Genomic DNA, 21,232 nt, shown 5'->3' with positions numbered 1-21,232 from the left:
CAAGTCGACCAGCCATCAGGCCCTGATTAGTTTCCAGACTTTCCCCGCTACCGTGACCAGCAGCAGGACCAACGCACCAGCTATGATACCGGCGACCGCGTCCAGCAGAGTAGGTACAACCATCGAAAAACCGCCGACCGTTTGGGCCGCCTGTTCTGTTACGCCTTCTATCCAGTGATGAGCGATCGGCACACCATGGGTGAGGATGCCGCCGCCCACCATAAACATCGCGGCAGTCCCGACGATGGAAAGGATTTTCATCAATACCGGTGCCAGCCACAACAACCCTGAACCGATACCTTGAACGGCCGACTTGGCGCTTTTCTTCAGATAAAGGCCTAGATCGTCCAGCTTCACGATACCCGCCACCAGACCATATACACCGACAGTGATCAGTACCGCGACGATAACCAACACGCCGACCTGATCCAGAAAGGGCCGGGTGGAGACGACGCCAAGCGCCAGTACGATGATTTCTGCCGAGAGGATGAAGTCAGTGCGAATCGCACCTTTGACCCGATCTTTTTCGAACGCAACCATGTCGACATTCTTGTCGGTTGCAGCCTCCCGCCGTTGCTGACGCTGTTGTTCGGTTTCGGGGTGTAGCCATTTGTGGGCAATCTTCTCAAAGCCTTCGAAACACAGGTAGGCACCGCCGATCATTAACAAAGGCAGAATCGCCCAGGGTGCAAACGCACTGATCAACAACGCTGCCGGTACCAGGATTGCCTTGTTGATCAAAGATCCCTTCGCCACCGCCCAGACCACCGGCAATTCACGGTCGGCGGACACCCCTGTCACCTGTTGCGCATTCAGCGCCAGATCATCGCCCAGCACGCCAGCGGTTTTCTTTGCGGCCAGAGAGACATCATCCAACAGCGTCGCGATGTCATCCAAAAGGGTAAGCAAGCTTCCAGCAGCCACAATCAATATCCTTGAATACGTCATTTAAGTTCGATAGCGCAGCACAATTGATGCCACGCGGCGGCCATTGAAGCACAGCGCGGCCAGAGTCGTTGTCCGATGTTGAGGCGTTCTTGAGGCGGGTGCTACCATGCGCGACCGCCGACCGGGCAAGGAAACCTCTGGTTTATGAGCAGTATTCGCGAGCGTAACAAAGAGCTGATCCTGCGTGCCGCCAGTGAAGAGTTCGCCGATAAGGGCTTCGCGGCCAGCAAAACCAGCGATATCGCTGCCAAGGCTGGTGTGCCCAAGCCCAATGTCTACTACTACTTCAAATCCAAGGAAAACCTTTACCGCGAGGTGCTCGAAAGTATTATCGAGCCGATCCTTCGCGCTTCCACTCCCTTCAATCGCGAGGGCGTTCCCGCCGAGGTGCTCAGCGCCTATATCCGTTCGAAGATTGTGATTTCCCGCGACCTGCCGTTTGCCTCCAAGGTATTTGCCAGCGAAATCATGCACGGTGCGCCGCACCTCTCGCCCCAGCAGGTTGAACAGCTCAACGGGCAGGCCAAACACAATATCGATTGTATTCAGGGCTGGATCGACAAGGGCCTGATAGCGCCCATCGACCCGCATCACTTGATGTTCACGATCTGGGCCGCGACCCAGACCTATGCCGACTTCGACTGGCAGATATCGACGGTGACCGGCAAGGCGAAGCTGGAAGACAGTGATTACGAAGCTGCGACCCAGACAATCATTCGATTGGTGCTCAAAGGCTGCGCTCCGGATATTGAATAGTTCTTGCAGGAGCTGCCGAAGGCTGCGAAGGCACTGCTCCTGACACACTGCTGTTCGCAGCCTTCGGCAGCTCCTACAAAGGGTTGTTAGCAAGACAACGCCATTTTTCGCAGACAACAAAAAACCCGCCGAAGCGGGTTTTTTGTATGACCATTGCGACATCCTGTCAGTAGCCGTCCCGGCGATGGTCGATCATCCCTGATCCCGAAGCGCTTCCTTCGCTGCGGTGATGGATCCAATCTACCGTTCAAATGTGACAGCTCATAGAGCGAAACTCCTGTCCTCGTGTAAGCCTTTCGCTATACCGCAAAACATTTCGAGAAATCTCCTGCCGCTCGCTCAGGTTTATCCTTTCAGCGCCGACATCCACTTTAGTAGCGGTGGGCTAGACGACGGGTGTCAAAAGGCTATTATCGAAGCGAGACCGACTTCATTGTGAATCTCACGGCGCAAAGCGCTCTACACAATAAAAAATAAGACGGAGCAACCGGTCATGACAATGCGCAGCTTATCCATCAGCCGAAGACTCTGGCTGATCCTCGTCGTTTCCGTGTTGATGCTGTTTATCCTGACAGCCGCCATGCTAAAGCAAGTGCACACGGACCTTTACGCCGCCAAGGCGGAAAAGACCATGCACGTGGTACAGAGCGCCAGTGGCATCCTGGATTATTACCAAGGCCTGGAAGCGGCTGGAACGCTGACCCGTGAGGTCGCACAGAAGCAGGCACTGGATGCCATTCGCGGCATGCGCTACAACAAGGACGATTACTTCTGGATCAACGATATGCGTCCAGTGATGATCATGCACCCCATGAATGCCAAGCTGGTCGGTCAGGACCTGTCAGCCATCAAGGATCCGGACGGTTTCGCAGTCTTCAATGAAATGGTTGCCGTCGCCAAAGAGAAAGGCGCAGGCATGGTTCAGTACCGCTGGCCCAAGCCGGGAGCCAGTGAACCCGTCCAGAAAATTTCCTACATAAAACTGTTCACACCCTGGGGCTGGATTCTCGGCTCCGGTGTGTACGTCGATGACGTGAAAGCAGAATTCCAGCAACAGACGATCAATGCTGCCTTGTTCAGCCTGGCAATCATCGTGATCATGGTGCTGCTGGTCATCATGATTGCACGCAGCATCGTCCGCCCTCTTCGCGACTCCGTGCAGGCCATGGCCGACATCGCCAGTGGCGAAAGCGATCTGACCCGCTCTCTGGAAACTCAAGGCAACGATGAAGTCACGCAACTGGCCAGGCACTTCAACGCCTTCACTGCCAAGCTGCGCGGTGTCGTCTTACAGCTTCAGGCATCGGCCAATGGCCTGGAAAAAGCCTCATCAGATCTGGGCATCAATGCCGAACAGGCCCAGGCACGCAGCCAGCAACAGTCACAGCAGATGGAGCTGGTGGCGACCGCAGTCAACGAAGTGACCTACGGCGTCCAGGATGTAGCAAAAAACGCCGAGCACGCCGCCAACGAAATGCGCGACGCGGAATCTCAGGCGCATCAGGGTCAGGTCAACATCGACAGCAGCCTGCGCCAGATCGATCACCTCTCCGGCACGATCAATCAGGCGGTAGAAGTGATTCGCACGCTGTCTTCGGAAAGCACGCAAATCGGCGGCGTACTTGAGGTGATCAGCTCGATTGCCGAACAGACCAACCTGCTGGCCCTGAACGCAGCTATCGAAGCGGCGCGAGCCGGTGAACAGGGTCGCGGCTTTGCCGTGGTGGCCGATGAAGTTCGCTTGCTGGCCCAGCGCACACAGAAGTCGACAGCAGAAATTCAGAGCATGATCGAACGCTTGCAGACTCACTCTGACGCAGCGGTGAAAGTCATTGCCGACAGCAGTCGCTCATCGCAACTGACCATCGAGCAAGCCAATCAGGCCGGGCAAAGCCTGACGTCGATCAGTCAGGCCCTGCGCAACCTCAACAGCCTCAACGCATCGATTGCCAGCGCGACTCTGCAGCAATCCCATGTAGTAGAGGACATCAACCAGAACGTCACCCAGGCGGCGCAACTGTCCCAGAGCACCGCCATCGCAGCTGAACAGTCCACAGGGGCAAGCGTGCACTTGCGGGAAATGAGCGAACACTTGAATGGGCTGTTGAGGCAGTTCCGGGTTTAGACATTTTCGAACCGGTAGGAGCCAACTTGTTGGCGAGGTGGTGCATCAGGAAAACCGCTCGCCAACAAGTTAGCTCCTACCGGTTTTGTGCGCCCCAGACAATGCAATCCAAAACCGGAAATTTGCGTAGACTGCTCCGATCTTGAATTCGGAATGCACCATGGACAACACCATCAGTCGCCGCGAACAGTTACGCATTGTTATCTTCCAGAACGATACGCCTGCCGGACGACGCTTCGACAAAACGTTACTCGTGGTTATCCTTTGCAGCCTGATTGTGGTGGTTCTCGACAGCATTCCTGCGGTACACGCCAATTACGGTGACTGGTTGGCGTATGCGGAATGGGGCTTCACCGCCATATTCATCGTTGAATACGTTCTGCGACTCTACTGCTCTCCGCAACCTCTGAAATACGCCTTTAGCTTCTATGGCCTGGTGGACTTGCTGGCCATCGTGCCCGGCATCCTCGCAATCTATTACACCGACGCGCAGTACCTGCTTATTGTGCGCGTCGTCCGCATGTTGCGAATTTTCCGGGTGCTCAAACTCAGCCCATACCTGAAGCAGGCCAATTACCTGCTTTCGGCGCTACGCGGCAGCAAGCAGAAGATCATCGTGTTTTTGCTGACTGTGTCTACGCTAGTGGTGGTGTTCGGCACGCTGATGTACGTGATCGAGGGTCCCGAGCATGGTTTTACCAGCATCCCGAAAGGCATCTATTGGGCGATCGTGACCCTGACGACTGTGGGCTATGGCGATATCGTGCCCAGAACTGCGGTCGGCCAAATGCTCTCGGCACTGGTGATGATTACCGGTTACTCGATCATCGCTGTCCCCACCGGGATCTTTACTGCGGAGCTCGCCACGGCCATGCGTGGCGAACAGCTGAAACATGATTGCCCGGTGTGCTCCAAGAACAACCACGAACACGGCGCGGCGTTTTGTTCGCGCTGTGGCAATGCGCTTTTCCCGCGCGTTGAAAACAAGGCATAAGCAAATGCCTTTTAAGTCTTTAAGAGCGTGTAGCTGCGCGGCTATAGTCGCGGGCACTATGCCATGAACATCTGGCCATCAACATCTGATCATCAACATCTGGCCATCAATGTCGGAACATCCAAAAAAAGGAATTGCGCAGTGAACAAACTTTTCGCCGCTTCGTTACTCGCCGCTGGCCTGGCTTTCGGCAGCGCGGCCCAGGCCGCCCCGACCCTGCTCAACGTGTCGTATGACGTAATGCGTGACTTCTACAAGGACTACAACGCTGCGTTCCAGAAGCACTGGCAGGCCGAGCACAAGGAAAACATCACTGTGCAGATGTCCTTCGGCGGCTCCAGCAAGCAAGCCCGCTCGGTCATCGATGGCCTACCGGCTGACGTGATCACCATGAACATGGCCACCGACATCAACGCTTTGGCTGACAATGGCGAACTGGTACCGAAGAACTGGGTAACCCGCCTGCCAGACAACAGTGCGCCGTTCACTTCGGCCACCGTGTTTATCGTCCGCAAGGGCAACCCAAAAGCGTTGAAAGACTGGAACGACCTGGTCAAGGACGGCGTGGAAGTTATCGTACCTAACCCGAAAACTTCCGGTAACGGCCGCTACACCTACCTGTCGGCGTGGGGCTATACCCTGAAAAACGGCGGTGATGAAGCCGCTGCCAAGCAATTCGTCGGCAACCTGTTCAAACACGTACCCGTGCTGGATACCGGTGGCCGTGGCGCAACCACCACCTTCATGACCAACCAGATTGGCGACGTGCTGATCACCTTTGAAAACGAAGCAGAAATGATCGCCCGTGAATTCGGCCGTGATCAGTTCGAAGTGGTCTACCCGAGCGTGTCCGCAGAAGCAGAGCCGCCAGTCAGCGTGGTAGATAAAGTCGTCGACAAGAAAAACAGCCGCGCCGCCGCCGAGGAATACCTGAAATACCTGTGGTCCCCGGAAGGTCAGGAAATCGCTGCCAACAACTACCTTCGTCCTCGCGATCCAGCAGTACTGGCCAAATACACCGACCGCTTCCCGAAAGTTGATTTTCTTTCAGTAGAGAAAACCTTTGGCGACTGGCGCACCGTGCAGAAAACTCACTTTGCTGATGGCGGGGTTTTTGATCAGATTTATACCGGCAAGTGATTGGGGTGATCTGAAATGAAAAACGGCGACCTTGGGGTCGCCGTTTTTGCTCATCAACTGCGTATGTCCATCGAATGCCTCACAAATAAATTGTCAGGTGTAGAAGCTGATAACCACAGTCTCGCTCACCGCCCCCTTTTGCCCATATTTTCCGGCAAGGATGATTGAGTCCGCTTCCAGGCGCATGGCGCTAGCCAAATTAACTCCGGGCCCAAAGCTAGCGGTATTCCAACCTCGCCTTGCAAAAGAAACATCAGCAGCTCCATCGGGATTAAAGCGCGCCACGATAAATTTGGCAGATGCCGGATCAACGTATAAGTTTTGTTCTGATACCGATCCCGCCACAACCACCTTGCCGTTTGATTGCCAGCCTGCAAATACAAATGCCAGAAACTCTCCCTGCGCACCGAATACAACAACCTTTCCGCTATTGAATGACGTGTCCGGAAGCCCTGTACCCTCCAGCTTCACAACGACACCCTTTGAACTGTGCACGCCGCCTGTATAAGTACTCATCTCTCCGGAGCAGACTAGACAGTTGTCAGACGCCTCAGCAACCGATTGAAAGTAATATATAGTGGAGTAATCTTTTCCCGAGAGATTTTCAGGCAGATCAATCATGACAAGTCCTTGATTACCGAACGACGGATCGCACGAGCCATCGTCATTTAACTTAAGGACCAGACCTTTGGGCTCGGACATAAACACAGAGTCAGCATATATTTTTACACCGCCGCAAATGGCAATTTGCCCATTCGACAGTTCCGTGACGCCTTGCAAAAATACATAGTCTCCTTCATAACCTGGCACCACGATCTGAATGACTCCATCATTACCAAAGCTTGTATCAAGTTCACCACTTGGAAGGAATCTGACTACCAGACTTGGGCCGGGCGCTGATGATGTTTGAGAGACGAAAAAAAACTTCCCGGAAGCTGAGGTAATAGTTGCGCCCGTCTGAACCGGGCTCACATTCAAAACGTCTACCAAGGCAGGTTGGGCAGCGCCCGCAAATTGCTTAAAATAAGCAAGGTCAGAAAAATTATGTACTCTCAGCCCTCCAATACCGAAATCTGCATCCAGGTCGCCATCACTGTTGAAGCGTACCAGTGCCACTATTGGACCCCGATCAGGTCCAACAATGGCGCGCACCAGGACGGCTACACCGCCATCTGTATGAACAGCCATGGATGAACCAATGATGCCCTGTGAGAGCTCAGTCCCCTCAAAGCTGACTTCGGCCAAGCCATCTACACCAAACGCTGGATCGACAGTATTATCAGGATGAAACCGGGCGACAATCACGCGAGCATATCTAAATGACGACGATGGATTGATTGCGCTCGCGACATACAGCTTACGACTGCCAGACTGTCGTGAAACTCCGAAAACGTTTTTCAGCTGATCGGCAGGCGGCATTGCGCGAAAGGAAGCCCTTACTTCACCAGAAGCACCGTTAACGTCCATGATCCATAGTCCTTTATAGTCACTCTTTAAGTTAAGCTGCGGAAACCGACAGATAAACGCTCGCAATTACACCACCATGTAACACCCTGCAACGTCGTAATGCAACGCCGGGCGAAGACGATTTGGCTATTAGCAGGCGCTTTATAACTTCAATATCTCTAACCGATCGGAGGTTTCAAAAACCACCTACTTACGCCATCCGTTACAACTTCGAAGTCACGGAAATAAAACTATTTATCTGACATTCGAAGCGTTTCCCTCAACGATGGTTTTCCCCGCAGGTGTTTTTTGAGGCGGAATGAAACTCGCTCAATGTGGCGGCATTTTTTACTGGGGATTGCGATTCACTTGAAATGCCTGGGAGCTCAAGAGCGACGTGAGACAACCATGATGATCGGCCCGGATGGCCCGCTTCGCGACCGTTGTAACCTCCGATGCTCTCTAGGGTTCGCGCTTTCTCGGGTAACAACCTGAGCTGTAGGAGTCGCCCCGGTGTCCCTGACACCACGCTGTCGCGCAGCAAACACGGACCCTGTAGGAGTGACCGGGGTGGCGATCCACATTGCTCGCGATGCGGTTTTTTCTGGCGATAAATTAGCGCCTGACTTGGATCTACCGCGAGCGAGCTCACTCCTACAGAAAAATATTTAAATTCATATAGTTATTTTATGTTGGCGAGCACGAAGCCACCTATTAATCAATTCCCGAACTGCTTACCCAACCCCGCCGGCACACCACTTGAATCCGTCTCCTGCCATGGCCCATTGCGGCCAGTGGACCAGGTCCAGCCGTTGTTCCAGCGGTAATACGTACGCTGGCGGTAGAAGGTGTCAGTCTGGTCGTCCAGAACGTGTACACCCAGGCTCGCGTCCCAGTGGCTGTTGCCACCCGGTGGCGGGGCGAAGTTGCTGGAGGTTTTTGGACCTGCTGCAGGTGCTTTCGGGGTCGGCGTGGGTGTTGGCGTGCTCGGCATACCGGGTTGGGATTTACCAGGCAGCGTCGGGATCGGCTCCTGGCTGCGCGGTCCGGTGGGCTGGACCGCACAGGCGCTCAAGCCCATAACCAGACCCAATAACGTAATACGTGCGGCTGCGCGGTACATAAGCGTGCTCTCTACTGATCAGGGCTGTCGATGGTCAGTGCCTGCAAGACCGTGGTGTTGCTCGCCAGCGGCTTGCTGCGGCCGATCCACTCGCCGGTGGTCGGCTGACCTACACGGGATATCCGTGCCACGAGTTGGACTTCCGGAAAGTTCGACAGTTTCAGTTGCGGCATCATCGCGTCCGCATCGCCCAGTTCGACTTCAATGGGCAAGTCTGCCACCGTCACTCGCTTGACTGCCAATGGTGCCGGAGGGCCGCCTACCGCGCGGGCGAAGATGAATACGCTGTCACCCGGCGCTGCTTTGGCTTTCAGGTCAGCGGCCAGAGTGACACGCACTTTGATAGATGCGGTTTTATTCACCACTGCGGCAGGCTGTTCAACCTTGCCACCGCTTTCGGCGAGCTTTTCAGTGGCGCGGGCAATGCCGCCTTCCAGTGCTTGCCGGGATGGATCCTGCGCAGGCAGCACAGCCAACAGGCGCTTCCAGTAATCAACGGCTTGTTGATAATGCTGGCTTTCAAAAGCAGCAATCCCTAACAAGCCAAGACTGGTGACTTCTTTGGGATCGCCCTGCAACGCCTCATTGGTCAGCGCTTGCACCTGAGGGCTGAATTTCTTTTCACTGGCGAAGTACAGCGCTTGCGCCCACTGACCGAGTAGTTCGGGCTGACGACCTGCCAGCGCGACGGCTCGTTCGAACATTGCAGCAGCGTCAGCCGGGCGATCCTGAGCCATGTAGGTGCGCGCCAGGAAGTACACCCCCTCAGCCGAATCCGGCTGGGCTTTAACGGCACGCTCCAGGCGATTGGTCATCTCGGCAATCGAGCCAGGAGGCTGGGCGAATTCGCGAGTCAGCTCAACCTTGTCACTGGCACCAAAATGCAGATAAAGACCGATACCCATCAGCGGCACCAGAAATGCAACCAGCAGTGGCAAGGTTTTGCCCAGGCGCGAGGTACGCAGCGGTTCAGCCCCCTCTGTGTCTGCCAGCAACTCACGGGCCGCTTCGGCGCGCCCGCTGTCCATTTGCGTCGAGGTCAGTACGCCCTCCTCCTGCTGACCTTGCAGTTCGGCAACGCGCTCCTGATATAAAGCAACGTTGAGCGCGGTACGGTCTTCTTCACTTTGCGCGCGACGGCCACGCAGGACGGGGATCAGCAGGAAACTCATGGCCACCAGCAACAGCAGGCCGGCGGCTAGCCAGAAATCAATCATTCGCGGTTTTTATCCAGCAGATTTGCGAGGCGCTGACGCTCCTCGTCGGAAAGCACATCGGTTTCCTCGCGACCCTGGCCACGACGACGCACGACAATCACACCAATCACCACCAGGCCACCGATCAGCAACCCGGCAGGCCCAAACCACAACAGCCAGGTTTTGGCGCTCAACGCAGGCTTGTAGCGCACGAAGTCGCCGTAGCGATCAACCATGAAGTCGATGATCTGCTGATTGCTCTGCCCTTCGCCGAGCATGCGGAAAATCTCTTTGCGCAAGTCTGCAGCGATGGGGGCGTTTGAATCGGCGATGTCCTGATTCTGGCACTTGGGGCAGCGCAGCTCTCTGGTCAGCTCGGCATAGCGCGCTCGTTCGGCGTCATCACGAAACTCGTAAGCATCGATGGCGGCATGCGCCACGCTGACAATGCCAAGGCTGAAAACCACTGCGGCGAGTAAACGCTTCATTGACGCGCCTCATCCACAAGGCCCTGATACAGGCCAGCGAGTTTTTCACGCCATACGGTTTCATCCACGACACCGACAAACTTGTGACGAATGATGCCCTTGCTGTCGATCAGGAAGGTTTCCGGTGCGCCATAGACGCCGAGGTTCAAACCGAGGCTGCCTTCGTCATCACGAATGTTCAGCTGATACGGGTTATGAAAATCCTTGAGCCACTTCAAGGCATCAGCGTTGATGTCCTTGTAGTTGACCCCGTAGATCACCACCCCCTGCTGCGCCAGCTTGTTCAGCACTGGATGCTCAACCCGGCAGGCGACACACCAGGTGCCCCAGATGTTGACCAGTGCTGGTTTGCCCAGCAGATCGGCACGGGTAATGATCCGGTCGCTTTGCACATCCCGCAGGGAAAACTCCGGGAATGGTTTGTCGATCAGCGCCGAGGGCAGCTCGGCCGGGTTCAGATACAAACCGCGATACAAAAACACCGCAACGCCAAGAAACAGCACCAGCGGCAATAGCATGACCCAGCGCCTCATACCGCAGCCTCCATGCCCAAGGCATCACGCACCTTGCTTTTCACTTTGACCCGATAGCGCTTGTCCATCGCCGCCAGCACACCGCCCAAGCCGGTGATCAAGCCACCGAACCAGATCCAGCGCACGAACGGTTTGACGTGAACACGTACCGCCCAGGCGCCATCCCCCAGCGGCTCGCCCATGGCCACGTAAAGATCGCGAGTGAAACCAGCGTCGATCCCTGCTTCGGTCATCATCGACTGCTGCACGGTGTAGAGGCGCTTTTCAGGGTGCAGGATGGTCACTTGCCTGTCGCCTTCAAGTACGCGAACGGTGCCGCGATCAGAGGTGAAATTTGGCCCCTGGTAATGCCGGGCACCTTCGAACACGAACGTATAACCGCCCAGCTCCATGGATTCGCCTGGCGACAGGCGCAAGTCCCGCTCGGCGCTGTTCTGGCTGGACAACACTACGCCCAGGGCGCACACCGCGATACCGAGATGAGCGAGTTGCATCCCCCAGTAACTGCGGGTCAGACTGCGTGAACCTTTGATCAAACCTTTGTGGCGGGTCTTGTCCAGCAGATCGCGGACACCCGCCAACAACACCCAGGCAGCCAGCATGAAAGTCGCCATCACGGCCCAGTGGAAATCATCCATGGCGAAACCGGCGATCACCGCCAGAACAGCGCTGCCGATCAGCACAGGCGCGAGCATGCTTGCCAGCCATTTGACCGGAGTGTCTTTCCAGCGCACCAACACACCAATGGCCATGACCGCCATGAGCAAGCCCATCAAGGGCACGAACAGCGCGTTGAAATACGGCGGGCCTACGGACATCTTCGCGCCACTCATGGCGTCGAGTACCAGTGGATACAAGGTGCCGAGCAGAATCATCGATGCGGCGACCACCAGCACCAGGTTGTTGCCCAGCAGCAGGGTTTCCCGGGACCACAGGCCGAAGCCAACGTGGCTTTTGACCACCGGCGCGCGGAAGGCAAACAGGGTCAGCGAACCGCCGACCACGAACAGCAGGAAAATCAGGATGAAAACGCCGCGCTCCGGATCAGAGGCGAAGGCATGCACCGACGTCAGCACGCCGGAGCGAACCAGGAATGTCCCCAGCAGGCTCAGAGAAAATGCAGCGATGGCGAGCAGTACCGTCCAGCTTTTGAACACGCCCCGTTTTTCGGTCACAGCCAGCGAATGTATCAACGCAGTGCCGACCAGCCATGGCATGAACGAGGCGTTTTCCACCGGATCCCAGAACCACCAGCCGCCCCAGCCAAGTTCGTAATAGGCCCACCAGGAGCCCAAGGTAATGCCGACACCGAGGAATGCCCAGGCGACGATGGTCCACGGACGTGACCAGCGCGCCCATGCGGCATCGAGCCGCCCGCCCAGCAACGCGGCAATGGCAAACGCGAACGCCACCGAGAAACCGACATAGCCCATGTAAAGCATCGGCGGATGGACGATCAGCCCAATGTCCTGCAGCAGCGGATTAAGATCGCGGCCGTTGGCGGGCACTTGCGGCAGGATGCGGGAGAATGGGTTGGAGGTCAGAATCAGGAACAGCATGAAGCCGACGCTGATCATGCCCATGACGGCCAGCACTCGAGCCAGCATCACTTGTGGCAATTGGCGGGAAAATATCGAAACAGCGAACGTCCAGGCACCGAGAATCAATGCCCAGAGCAGCAACGAGCCTTCATGCGCACCCCATACGGCGCTGAACTTGTAGTACCAGGGCAACGCGCTGTTGGAGTTTTCGGCGACATAGGCCACGGAAAAGTCGTCGGTCATGAACGCGTAAGTTAGACAACCGAAGGCGAAGACCAGAAAGCTGAACTGCCCCCAGGCAGCGGGTTGTGCGAGGCCCATCCACAGACGGTCGCCACGCCAGGCGCCAATCAACGGCACGCTGGCCTGCACGACGGCGAAGCAAAGCGCCAGAATCATGGCCAGATGGCCGAGTTCAGGAATCATGATCAGCCCTGCTTCGATGGTGTTGAAGAAATCGGGGCGGGTTGACCGCTTTCCTTGAGCGCCTTGGTGACTTCCGGCGGCATATACTTTTCATCGTGCTTGGCCAGCACTTCATCGGCGACGACCACGCCATCTGCGCCGAGCTTGCCAAGGGCGACAATGCCCTGCCCTTCGCGGAACAGGTCCGGCAGGATGCCACGGTAGGTAATGGTTACGGCCTTGTTGAAATCGGTGACGATGAATTTCACGTCCAGCGAGTCCGGAGAGCGCTGCAAGGAGCCTTTTTCAACCATGCCGCCCGCACGAATCCGCGTATCCAGCGGCGCTTCGCCATTGGCAATCTGGGTCGGGGTGTAGAACAGGTTGATGTTTTCTTTCAAGGCACTCAAAGCCAGAGTTACGGCGATGCTGACACCGGCGAGGATCGCCACGATGATCAACAGGCGCTTTTTACGCAGCGGATTCACTTCTGTTTCTCCCAGCGCAGGCGACGCGCCTCTTGTTGCAGGTAACGCCGACGTGCCAGCAGCGGCAGCGCCACATTGATCGCCAGCACCACAAAACAGATGCCATAGGCCGACCAGACGAACAGGCCATGATGACCCATGGCCAGAAATTCGCCGAATGAATCAAATTTCATGGTGCCTCTCCCTTCACCGGCGGCTGCCCCAGGGATTTGAGCACTTCGGCCTTGACCCAACTGGCCCGGGCTTCACGCTTGAGCAACTCAAGGCGCATGCGCAGCAAAACGATCGCGCCGAAGAAGCAATAGAAACCCAGTACCGTAAACAGCAGCGGCAGCCACATTTCCGCAGGCATCGCCGGTTTTTCGGTGAGGCTGAATGTGGCGCCCTGATGAAGGGTGTTCCACCACTCCACTGAGTATTTGATGATCGGAATATTGATCACCCCGACAATGGCCAGCACTGCACAGGCCTTGGCGGCGCTGTCGCGGTTGCTGATGGCGTTGCTGAGGGCGATCAGGCCCAGATAAAGGAACAGCAAAATCAGCATCGAGGTAAGGCGCGCATCCCAGACCCACCACGAGCCCCAGGTGGGCTTGCCCCAGATAGCCCCGCTGATCAGCGCCAACGCCGTCATCCAGGCACCGATGGGCGCAGCACTTTGCAGCGCGACGTCGGCGAGTTTCATTTTCCACACCAGCCCGACCACGCCGCAGACCGCCAGCATCACGTAGCAGGACTGGGCGAGCATGGCGGCCGGAACATGGATATAGATGATGCGAAAGCTGTTGCCCTGCTGGTAATCCGGTGGCGCGAAGGCCAGGCCCCAGACGACGCCGATGCCGATCAGCAACACCGCGGCGATACTCAGCCAGGGCAGCAGACGCCCACTGATGCCGTAGAACCATTTAGGGGAACCGAGCTTGTGGAACCACGCCCAGCTCAACCCGCGTTTAGCGTTGTCTTTCATCACGCTGCCTTTCATCAAACTGCCTTCTCACGGTGTCGCTCGGGTTTGCTGCTGACTAAAAGAGTCATTCAGGCAGAACCTCATTTATTCGCCGACGCTGATCTTCAGGCCAGCCGCTATTGCAAAGGGGGTCAGGGTAACCGCAAGCGCGGTCAGGCTGCCGAGCCAGAGCAGGTAACCCGTCGCAGGCATACCTTGCAGTGCCGCTTGCAGCGCGCCACTTCCCAGAATCAGGACCGGGATATACAACGGCAGAATCAACAGGGCCAGTAACAAACCGCCTCGCTTCAGCCCCACCGTCAATGCCGCGCCGACCGCACCGAGCAGACTCAATACCGGCGTCCCCAACAGCAATGACAGTAACAACACCGGCAGGCACTGAGTGGGCAAACCCAGCATCAGTGCCAGCAGCGGCGCCAACAATACCAGTGCCAGCCCGGAAAAGGTCCAATGAGCCAGCACTTTGGCCAGCACCAGCATCGCCAGAGAGTGCGAGGAAAGCACCCATTGCTCCAGAGAGCCGTCCTCGAAATCGCTACGGAACAGGCCGTCCAGCGAGAGCAGCACCGATAACAGAGCCGCTACCCAGACTAATCCCGGCGACAAGGTTTGCAACAGTTGCGTCTCCGGACCGACCGCTAGCGGGAACAACGCAATGACAATCGCGAAGAACACCAACGGGTTGGCCAACTCGGCGGGACGCCTGAACAACAAGCGTGCCTCGCGTGCGATCAACAGGGTAAACACATGACTCATACGGCCCATTGCCCCAGATCAATATCGCGATAACCGGCCGGTGTTCGGCTCAAGGTGTGGTGAGTGGTCAACACAATCATGCCGCCCCGCTCGCAATGTCCGGCCAGATGTTCCTCCAGTTGCGCGACGCCTTGCTTGTCCAGCGCCGTGAAAGGTTCGTCGAGGATCCAGACCGGCGGGCAGTCCAGATACAGGCGCGCCAGAGCTACCCGTCGCTGTTGCCCGGCCGACAGCGTGTGACACGGGACGTCTTCGAAGCCTGCAAGACCGACGGCTTCGAGAGCCTGCCAGATAGCCGTTGATTCAACCGGACGATGCAACGCACTCAGCCAGACAAGGTTTTCCACCGGGGTCAGCAAATCCTTGATGCCCGCAGCATGGCCGATCCAGAGCAGATTACGAGCCAGCTGGATTCGCTGTTCGCCCAACGGCAAGCCGTTGACCAGTACCTGGCCCGCAGTCGGCTGCATGAGCCCGCAGAGCAGGCGCAACAGACTGGTCTTGCCGCTGCCGTTTGGGCCACTGATCTGCAGCATGTCGCCAGCATTTACGTGCACGTCGAGGTGCTCGAAAAGCATTCGCCAGTCGCGCTCGCACGCCAGATCAATGGCTTGCAGAAAAGGTGCAGAAGGAGTCATCAGGGGTCCCGGTGCCGCATAGTCGCATCAGAACACAGCGCGGAAAATGCGGTCTGAGGAAATGGCTGTTCAAGTCAGCTTTGAAACGGCCGTTACATTGGCAACTTCATTTGTATCGGTGGCTGCCACAGCGGGCCGCATTATACATGGCATGTCCGCCACAAGAGGGCATTTTCAACAGGTCGCGATTCCATGACAGGTGACATCACCAGCCTTCAACCGACTACCGCCGCTGCCGCTCTGGGCCGCGCAGGCCTCTCCCCGGCGCAAGTGCTTCAACTCCTCCAGCCGATGGAAAACCTTATAAAGCCGGGCGAGACTGTCGCTGCCGAGGTGATCACCCTCAAGCAACTGCAACAGAATTTTCAGTTACTGATCAAGATCGCGTTGGGTAATGGTCTACAGACCAGCGTCAGTGTAACCAGCCCCCTGCCCCTCACGCCGGGCACTACGCTCTCAATCTCGCAAGCGTCCCCCAATGCGCTGACCATGACCTTGCAACAGGTCAACACTGCATTGAATAACCTGCAGACCAGCATCGACACTGAAAAGTTACCGCAAGGCACATTGCTGCAGGCGCGGGTGCTGACGACTCAGGTCGTGGCTGATGCCGTGAATCAATTGACCGGCTTGGGGACGGCGCAACCTGGTACACAATCCGCCGCACAGCCAGCCCTGTATAAATCCATTGTGGTTCTGCTTAATACGGCCTTGGCGGGCACCAGCCTGAGCATCGAAAGCCCTCAGCCGTTGCGCCCCGGCTCATTGCTGAGCGCCCAGGTGCAGGGCAGCCAGTCGCTCAATTTCGTGCCGCTGCCCAGCAACCTTGATCAATTGGCGGTGACCCAGCAACTCACCACTCAGCAAAACCGTCAGGGTTCGCTGGACGTGCTGATCAATGCGCTGCGCAACCTTCAACCCCCTCCTTCTACATCGTCTGCGCCCTCAACACCGTTGCAAGCGAGCATTCAGCAGTTGCTGGCGGACTTGCCGGACATGGAGCAGATGAGCAATCCCCGCGTCGTCGCCCAGGCGATCAACGCCAGCGGCCTGTTCATGGAGGCAAAGCTGCTCTCGGGAATGAACCCGATGGCGATGCCAGACATGAAGGCCAACCTGATGCAACTCATCGCGCAGTTGCTGCCCGGCTTGCCCGCCAACACCAGCTATGACGCTGCCGCCGCCTCCAACATGCTGGCCCGAACCATGCCCGGTGTATTGCGTAGCGCGCTGGGCACTATGGGACTGGTCGCGCCACCGCCATTGCCAGTCCATTTCCCGCTGCCCTCGCGAGCGATCAAGAGCGGCAAAGAGGATGACCTGGAGATTCTGCTGAAACTCGCTGCCGCAGCCGTTTCACGCGTGCAGAGTCATCAGTTGGGTAGCCTGGAGCAGACCCGGACCAACGCTGACGGTACTCAAGTGACCGCTTGGCAACTGGAAATCCCGATGCGCAACGGCCAGGACATCGTGCCGATGCAGGTCAAGATACAGCGCGAAGACATGCCGGAAAAAGACAGCAATCAGGAGAAGGACGACAGCGAGCCGAAGGACGTACGGGAGAAACTCTGGAAGATCGACCTGGCCTTCGATCTGACGCCCCTTGGCGCACTTCAGGTTCAGGCGCAATTGCACCGTGGCAAGTTGTCGAGCCAGCTGTGGGCCGAACGCGCTGACAGTGCTGCCCTGATCAGCAATGAACTCGGGTATTTGCGCGAGCGGTTGATCGCCTCCGGCCTTGAAGTCGGTGAGTTGGCTTGCAGTCAGGGCGTGCCCCATCAAGGACCGCGCACTACCCTTCAACAACGCTGGATCGACGAGAACGCCTGATGAGCAAACCCGACCAAAACCCGCGCCAGGCGATCGCGCTGACTTACGACGGCACACACACGCCGACTCTGAGCGCCAAAGGTGACGATCAGTTGGCCGAAGCTATTCTGGCCATTGCCCGGGAATATGAGGTGCCTATTTATGAGAATGCCGAGCTGGTCAAGTTACTGGCGCGTATGGAGCTGGGCGACAGCATTCCAGAGCCGCTGTATCGGACCATTGCGGAGATCATTGCTTTTGCATGGCATTTGAAGGGCAAGTTTCCGGTGGGCCAGGATCCGGATGCACCGCCGGTGGAGCGGGATATTACGCCTAAGTGGTGAAGCTACTTTTGCGTACATATCCGTTGTTGGGGTGAAGGCTGGTATTGGTTGCGCTTTTACAGCGCGTCACTTTCGAAAAGCGCGAAAGTAACCAGAGCGCTCTTGCCCCATCACTCGGCACCTCGCTGTCGCTCGGTGTACCCGCCCGCAGATCCTGAACCGCGGGCCGCCGCAATGGGCCATCCATGGCCCGGTGCGGCTAAACCGGCATCCTTGCCGGTTTGCCCACGCTTCAGAATCTGCGTTCGGCCAGCCTGATTTAACGGGGCGCCTCAGATCAAAATCAACAGCGCGGCGGCCTGATAGCCGACCTGATTGTGTGGATTTCCTCGGCATCTGTAGGAGCTGCCGAAGGCTGCGATGGGGTGTGTCATACGAAGAATGCGTTGGCTGTCGGGACGTCTCGCGAACAAGTTCGCTCCTACCGTTCCGCGGTGAAACCGCTGTTTTTGATCTGCTTTTGATTTTGATCTGAGGCGCCCCGTTAAACCACGCCGGCCGGAATGCGATATTGCTGCGTGGGGCAAACCGGCAGGGATGCCGGTTTAGCCGCCTCAGGCCATGGATGGCCGGTGGCGGCGGCCCCACGCAGCAATGTCGGATTACGGGTATGCCGAGCGACAGCGAGGCACCCAGTGGTGGGGCAAGAGCGTTTTGGTTACTTTTGCGCTGTTCAAAAGTGACGCGCTGTAAAAGCGCAACCAATATCCGCCATCACCCCAGAAACGGATATGTCCCCACAAGGTGGAGGAACGTCCGCTATCACCCCTGATTATGACTATGCAACTTGCTCATCAACTGAGCCTCTGCCTGAGTCAAACCACAAGCCTGAGTGAGTTCATCGACACTGGCGCCCATGCCGACCAGGCGTGCGGCCTGGGCGAAAGAAAGGGTTGATGGGTCACGCTGCTCCAATGCGGTGAGTTTGTCGGGCAAAGGCCCGACAGTCGCCCGCAGCTCGTGCAAGGCCTCACCCATTTTGACGGTACCGCTCTGGAAATGGTCCACCCGCCTGGCCAGCTCCCGAAAGCGCTGATCACGTAAAACGTCCAGCTCTTCCCTTTTCAGTTCGAGCTGGCGCTGACGCTTGGTGTATGTGATGAACCAACCCAGGGTCACTACCCAGAGAATCCCCAGGAAAATGACAGCTACCTCAAGCATCAATCAGATGTTCTCCAGCTCGGACCACTCTTCTTCGGACATCATCTTGTCCAGCTCGACAAGGATCAACAGCTCGCCGTTCTTGTTGCAGACACCCTGAATGAACTTGGCGGATTCGTCGTTACCCACGTTTGGTGCAGTTTCCACCTCAGACTGACGCAGGTAAACCACTTCGGCAACGCTGTCGACCAGAATACCGACCACTTGCTTGTCGGCTTCGATGATCACAATACGAGTGTTGTCGCTGACTTCAACCGGATCCAGACCAAAGCGCTGACGCGTGTCGATCACGGTCACGACGTTACCGCGCAGGTTGATGATACCCAGCACGTAGCTTGGAGCACCCGGTACGGGAGCGATTTCGGTGTAGCGCAGCACTTCCTGAACCTGCATCACGTTGATGCCGTAAGACTCGTTATCCAGGCGGAAAGTAACCCACTGCAGAATAGGATCTTCGGAACCTTGTGCGGACGACTTCTTCATAACCCCAACCCCTCGCGTGTGTGCTGTGCAGGAGGCGTGCTGTACGCCCCCTCTTGATTATTTGGTTTTGTGCATCTGCTTGACCGCGCCACTGGCTATCAACTCGGCCAACTCTGAAACATCCAGCAAGGCGCACATGTGCTCTATCACTGTGCCCGCCAACCAGGGACGCTGCCCTCGCTGGGTACGCCATTTGATCTCCTTTGGGTCAAGGCGTAGCGAGCGACTGACCTGATGCACCGCCAACCCCCACTCGTAGCCTTGAACCGAAATTACGTACTGCAAGCCTTGGCGAAAATCATCGCGATAGCGATCCGGCATGATCCAGCGCGCGGTATCCAGGACTTTCAGGTTACCGCTCTGGCTCGGCAGGATTCCGAGGAACCATTCCGGCTGACCAAACAGCGGCGTCAAATCATGTCCGGCCAAGGGATAAATCGACCCCAGGCAAACCAACGGTACTGCCAGCGTCAAACCGGCCACATCAAACAACAGGCATTCGAACGGCTCTTCTGCCCATGCAGGTCGGCCGTCGCTGGCAGGCGGCGGCGTGGGTGTGCCATGGGCGGTTGCCAGATGCACGTCGGCAACCGGCTCAATCAACTCAACCTCTTGCACCGGAACCACTTCCGCGACTTCCGGCACCACTTCGACTTCAACCCGCGCCACCACTGGAGCCGCAACCGGCACGACCACTGGCGCAGCGACTGCAACCGGCACAGCGACAGGCGCAGGTGCGGCAACGGCCACCGCTATCGGTGTCGCCAGCGCCTGCATGCGCTTGTCATGTTCCTGCTCCTCACGCACCGCTGCTTCGAAATCATCCTCAGCCGAGAACTGCGGTTCGGCTGGCAATACTTCGGGCAAATCTTCGGTGGCGTCCTGAAGCAGCGCATCCAGATAAGACTGCAGCGCCAACTGCGGTCGTGTTGCTATCTCTACAGGCCGATTCAGGTTCATACAGGTGCCACACAATGATTGACGCGTTTACCGCTTGAAAGAGTTATCGGCCAATGTAAGCCCCGACTTGAATGGATCTGTGTGCCCGCTGCAAATAAAGATGACATGCTCATGTCAGGCCACCTGCGCCATGAGTTGTTCGGACAGCAAATGCTTGAGCAGTGCCCGATAAGCCAGCACCGCGCGACTTTTGTTATCAAACTGCGAAGGCGTCACGCCCTTGCGACTGGCGTCTCGTAAACGGGTATCCACCGGCACATAGGCTTTCCAGACGTGCTCGGGGAAACTGTCGCGCAGGAATTTAAGGGTGCCCATGGAGGCCTGGGTACGTCGGTCGAATAAGGTCGGCACGATGGTGTACGGCAATGGGACCTTGCGCGAACGGTTGATCATCGCCAGCGTGTTCACCATGCGCTCCAGACCTTTGACGGCGAGAAACTCGGTCTGCACCGGGATCACCAGTTGCTGACTGGCCGCCAATGCATTGACCATCAACACGCCCAGCAACGGAGGGCTGTCGATTAACGCGTAATCGAATTCCTGCCAAAGCTGCGCCAGGCTTTTGGCGATGACCAGGCCCAGGCCATTCTGGCCGGGTGACTGGCGCTCGAGCGTTGCCAGCGCAGTGCTCGACGGCAGCAACGAAATACGTTGATCGCTGGTGGGTAACAGCAACTGGCCTGGCAGGCCGTCCGGAATGCTGCCCTTGTTCAAAAACAGGTCATAGACACTGTGTTCAAGGGTGTCCGGGTCGTGACCGAAATAACTGGTCATCGAGCCATGGGGATCCAGATCGACCACGACCACGCGCTTGCCCGCCTCGGCCAACAGCCCGGCTAACGCGATGGTGGAGGTGGTTTTACCAACGCCACCTTTTTGATTGGCTACTGCCCAGACTCTCATGTGTGCTCTTCCTCCCGCCATGGCGGTG

Annotated in this window: 22 protein-coding genes; 6 read left to right on the top strand and 16 right to left on the bottom strand. The window is 57.1% G+C overall.

The window, feature by feature from the left end; genetic code table 11:
- Positions 1 to 15 precede the first annotated feature (15 nt).
- Complete coding sequence (locus KDX30_RS22295) at positions 16 to 924, bottom strand: DUF808 domain-containing protein (protein ID WP_027902393.1); 909 nt, start codon at positions 922 to 924, stop codon at positions 16 to 18.
- Between the two features lie 168 nt (positions 925 to 1,092).
- Between KDX30_RS22295 and KDX30_RS22290 the strand changes: the two genes are divergently transcribed.
- The 4 genes from KDX30_RS22290 to KDX30_RS22275 all read left to right on the top strand — a co-directional run bounded on the left by KDX30_RS22290 (position 1,093) and on the right by KDX30_RS22275 (position 5,963).
- On the top strand, positions 1,093 to 1,704 hold the full coding sequence (locus tag KDX30_RS22290) for a TetR/AcrR family transcriptional regulator (RefSeq protein ID WP_231677514.1): 612 nt from the start codon (positions 1,093 to 1,095) through the stop codon (positions 1,702 to 1,704).
- A gap of 493 nt (positions 1,705 to 2,197) precedes the next feature.
- A complete protein-coding gene (locus tag KDX30_RS22285; RefSeq protein ID WP_122705981.1) occupies positions 2,198 to 3,829 on the top strand; it encodes a methyl-accepting chemotaxis protein in 1,632 nt (543 codons plus the stop codon).
- A 160-nt stretch (positions 3,830 to 3,989) separates the two neighbouring features.
- Positions 3,990 to 4,823, top strand: a complete 834-nt coding sequence (locus tag KDX30_RS22280; RefSeq protein WP_231677513.1) for an ion transporter — start codon at positions 3,990 to 3,992, stop codon at positions 4,821 to 4,823.
- Positions 4,824 to 4,964: 141 nt separating this feature from the next.
- Complete coding sequence (locus tag KDX30_RS22275) at positions 4,965 to 5,963, top strand: sulfate ABC transporter substrate-binding protein (protein WP_231677512.1); 999 nt, start codon at positions 4,965 to 4,967, stop codon at positions 5,961 to 5,963.
- A gap of 93 nt (positions 5,964 to 6,056) precedes the next feature.
- Here KDX30_RS22275 and KDX30_RS22270 read toward each other — a convergent pair whose 3' ends face one another.
- The 11 genes from KDX30_RS22270 to ccmA all read right to left on the bottom strand — a co-directional run bounded on the left by KDX30_RS22270 (position 6,057) and on the right by ccmA (position 15,544).
- Positions 6,057 to 7,430 (bottom strand): hypothetical protein, encoded by a 1,374-nt coding sequence (locus KDX30_RS22270; RefSeq protein WP_231677511.1) that lies wholly within the window; start codon positions 7,428 to 7,430, stop codon positions 6,057 to 6,059.
- A 697-nt stretch (positions 7,431 to 8,127) separates the two neighbouring features.
- The gene (locus KDX30_RS22265; protein ID WP_231677510.1) at positions 8,128 to 8,532 is read right to left on the bottom strand and encodes a hypothetical protein; all 405 of its coding nucleotides are present in this window, start codon (positions 8,530 to 8,532) and stop codon (positions 8,128 to 8,130) included.
- An 11-nt stretch (positions 8,533 to 8,543) separates the two neighbouring features.
- Entirely contained in the window at positions 8,544 to 9,749 is a 1,206-nt protein-coding gene (gene ccmI, locus KDX30_RS22260) for a c-type cytochrome biogenesis protein CcmI (RefSeq protein WP_231677509.1), read from the bottom strand.
- Positions 9,746 to 10,216: a cytochrome c-type biogenesis protein gene (locus KDX30_RS22255; protein ID WP_231677508.1), complete on the bottom strand. Its 471-nt coding sequence runs from the start codon at positions 10,214 to 10,216 to the stop codon at positions 9,746 to 9,748. Before KDX30_RS22255 ends, ccmI begins: the two co-directional genes overlap by 4 nt.
- On the bottom strand, positions 10,213 to 10,749 hold the full coding sequence (locus KDX30_RS22250; RefSeq protein ID WP_027898029.1) for a DsbE family thiol:disulfide interchange protein: 537 nt from the start codon (positions 10,747 to 10,749) through the stop codon (positions 10,213 to 10,215). Before KDX30_RS22250 ends, KDX30_RS22255 begins: the two co-directional genes overlap by 4 nt.
- The gene (locus KDX30_RS22245) at positions 10,746 to 12,716 is read right to left on the bottom strand and encodes a heme lyase CcmF/NrfE family subunit (RefSeq protein WP_231677507.1); all 1,971 of its coding nucleotides are present in this window, start codon (positions 12,714 to 12,716) and stop codon (positions 10,746 to 10,748) included. Before KDX30_RS22245 ends, KDX30_RS22250 begins: the two co-directional genes overlap by 4 nt.
- Positions 12,717 to 12,718: 2 nt before the next feature.
- Positions 12,719 to 13,183 carry a cytochrome c maturation protein CcmE gene (gene ccmE / locus KDX30_RS22240; protein ID WP_027898027.1) on the bottom strand — a complete coding sequence of 155 codons (465 nt, stop codon included), beginning with the start codon at positions 13,181 to 13,183 and terminating at the stop codon, positions 12,719 to 12,721.
- On the bottom strand, positions 13,180 to 13,356 hold the full coding sequence (ccmD, locus tag KDX30_RS22235; RefSeq protein WP_027898026.1) for a heme exporter protein CcmD: 177 nt from the start codon (positions 13,354 to 13,356) through the stop codon (positions 13,180 to 13,182). The genes ccmE and ccmD overlap by 4 nt, the downstream gene beginning before the upstream one ends.
- The gene (locus KDX30_RS22230) at positions 13,353 to 14,150 is read right to left on the bottom strand and encodes a heme ABC transporter permease (protein WP_231677506.1); all 798 of its coding nucleotides are present in this window, start codon (positions 14,148 to 14,150) and stop codon (positions 13,353 to 13,355) included. The genes ccmD and KDX30_RS22230 overlap by 4 nt, the downstream gene beginning before the upstream one ends.
- Positions 14,151 to 14,234: 84 nt before the next feature.
- Positions 14,235 to 14,906 (bottom strand): heme exporter protein CcmB, encoded by a 672-nt coding sequence (gene ccmB / locus KDX30_RS22225; RefSeq protein WP_122394921.1) that lies wholly within the window; start codon positions 14,904 to 14,906, stop codon positions 14,235 to 14,237.
- Positions 14,903 to 15,544: a cytochrome c biogenesis heme-transporting ATPase CcmA gene (gene ccmA / locus KDX30_RS22220; RefSeq protein WP_231677505.1), complete on the bottom strand. Its 642-nt coding sequence runs from the start codon at positions 15,542 to 15,544 to the stop codon at positions 14,903 to 14,905. The genes ccmB and ccmA overlap by 4 nt, the downstream gene beginning before the upstream one ends.
- 192 nt (positions 15,545 to 15,736) lie before the next feature.
- Here ccmA and fliK point away from each other — a divergent pair, with 192 nt between their 5' ends.
- Both fliK and KDX30_RS22210 read left to right on the top strand, forming a co-directional pair.
- A complete protein-coding gene (fliK, locus tag KDX30_RS22215) occupies positions 15,737 to 17,374 on the top strand; it encodes a flagellar hook-length control protein FliK (protein ID WP_099267342.1) in 1,638 nt (545 codons plus the stop codon).
- Positions 17,374 to 17,697: an EscU/YscU/HrcU family type III secretion system export apparatus switch protein gene (locus tag KDX30_RS22210; RefSeq protein ID WP_027898021.1), complete on the top strand. Its 324-nt coding sequence runs from the start codon at positions 17,374 to 17,376 to the stop codon at positions 17,695 to 17,697. The genes fliK and KDX30_RS22210 overlap by 1 nt, the downstream gene beginning before the upstream one ends.
- A gap of 762 nt (positions 17,698 to 18,459) precedes the next feature.
- On the opposite strand, the gene KDX30_RS22205 is transcribed toward KDX30_RS22210, so the two are convergent.
- From KDX30_RS22205 to KDX30_RS22190, 4 genes are all read right to left on the bottom strand, one after another.
- A complete protein-coding gene (locus tag KDX30_RS22205) occupies positions 18,460 to 18,861 on the bottom strand; it encodes a DUF2802 domain-containing protein (RefSeq protein WP_122705966.1) in 402 nt (133 codons plus the stop codon).
- The gene (locus tag KDX30_RS22200; protein ID WP_027898780.1) at positions 18,862 to 19,341 is read right to left on the bottom strand and encodes a chemotaxis protein CheW; all 480 of its coding nucleotides are present in this window, start codon (positions 19,339 to 19,341) and stop codon (positions 18,862 to 18,864) included.
- A 57-nt stretch (positions 19,342 to 19,398) separates the two neighbouring features.
- Entirely contained in the window at positions 19,399 to 20,301 is a 903-nt protein-coding gene (locus KDX30_RS22195; RefSeq protein WP_122394631.1) for a CheW domain-containing protein, read from the bottom strand.
- 114 nt (positions 20,302 to 20,415) lie between these two features.
- Positions 20,416 to 21,204 (bottom strand): ParA family protein, encoded by a 789-nt coding sequence (locus tag KDX30_RS22190; RefSeq protein ID WP_027898778.1) that lies wholly within the window; start codon positions 21,202 to 21,204, stop codon positions 20,416 to 20,418.
- Positions 21,205 to 21,232 lie beyond the last annotated feature (28 nt).

Source organism: Pseudomonas quasicaspiana (genome assembly GCF_021147825.1).
Lineage (GTDB): Bacteria > Pseudomonadota > Gammaproteobacteria > Pseudomonadales > Pseudomonadaceae > Aquipseudomonas > Aquipseudomonas quasicaspiana.
This window is presented reverse-complemented; position numbering and strand designations above follow the sequence as displayed.

Bases quoted from the DNA above. Each gene is read 5' to 3' on its own strand.
- KDX30_RS22290 (WP_231677514.1), top strand. From the start codon at position 1,093: ATGAGCAGTATTCGCGAGCGTAACAAAGAGCTGATCCTGCGTGCCGCC.
- KDX30_RS22285 (WP_122705981.1), top strand. From the start codon at position 2,198: ATGACAATGCGCAGCTTATCCATCAGCCGAAGACTCTGGCTGATCCTC.
- KDX30_RS22280 (WP_231677513.1), top strand. From the start codon at position 3,990: ATGGACAACACCATCAGTCGCCGCGAACAGTTACGCATTGTTATCTTC.
- KDX30_RS22270 (WP_231677511.1), bottom strand. From the start codon at position 7,430: ATGGACGTTAACGGTGCTTCTGGTGAAGTAAGGGCTTCCTTTCGCGCA.
- KDX30_RS22265 (WP_231677510.1), bottom strand. From the start codon at position 8,532: ATGTACCGCGCAGCCGCACGTATTACGTTATTGGGTCTGGTTATGGGC.
- ccmI (WP_231677509.1), bottom strand. From the start codon at position 9,749: ATGATTGATTTCTGGCTAGCCGCCGGCCTGCTGTTGCTGGTGGCCATG.
- KDX30_RS22255 (WP_231677508.1), bottom strand. From the start codon at position 10,216: ATGAAGCGTTTACTCGCCGCAGTGGTTTTCAGCCTTGGCATTGTCAGC.
- KDX30_RS22250 (WP_027898029.1), bottom strand. From the start codon at position 10,749: ATGAGGCGCTGGGTCATGCTATTGCCGCTGGTGCTGTTTCTTGGCGTT.
- KDX30_RS22245 (WP_231677507.1), bottom strand. From the start codon at position 12,716: ATGATTCCTGAACTCGGCCATCTGGCCATGATTCTGGCGCTTTGCTTC.
- ccmD (WP_027898026.1), bottom strand. From the start codon at position 13,356: ATGAAATTTGATTCATTCGGCGAATTTCTGGCCATGGGTCATCATGGC.
- KDX30_RS22230 (WP_231677506.1), bottom strand. From the start codon at position 14,150: ATGAAAGACAACGCTAAACGCGGGTTGAGCTGGGCGTGGTTCCACAAG.
- ccmB (WP_122394921.1), bottom strand. From the start codon at position 14,906: ATGAGTCATGTGTTTACCCTGTTGATCGCACGCGAGGCACGCTTGTTG.
- ccmA (WP_231677505.1), bottom strand. From the start codon at position 15,544: ATGACTCCTTCTGCACCTTTTCTGCAAGCCATTGATCTGGCGTGCGAG.
- fliK (WP_099267342.1), top strand. From the start codon at position 15,737: ATGACAGGTGACATCACCAGCCTTCAACCGACTACCGCCGCTGCCGCT.
- KDX30_RS22210 (WP_027898021.1), top strand. From the start codon at position 17,374: ATGAGCAAACCCGACCAAAACCCGCGCCAGGCGATCGCGCTGACTTAC.
- KDX30_RS22200 (WP_027898780.1), bottom strand. From the start codon at position 19,341: ATGAAGAAGTCGTCCGCACAAGGTTCCGAAGATCCTATTCTGCAGTGG.
- KDX30_RS22195 (WP_122394631.1), bottom strand. From the start codon at position 20,301: ATGAACCTGAATCGGCCTGTAGAGATAGCAACACGACCGCAGTTGGCG.
- KDX30_RS22190 (WP_027898778.1), bottom strand. From the start codon at position 21,204: ATGAGAGTCTGGGCAGTAGCCAATCAAAAAGGTGGCGTTGGTAAAACC.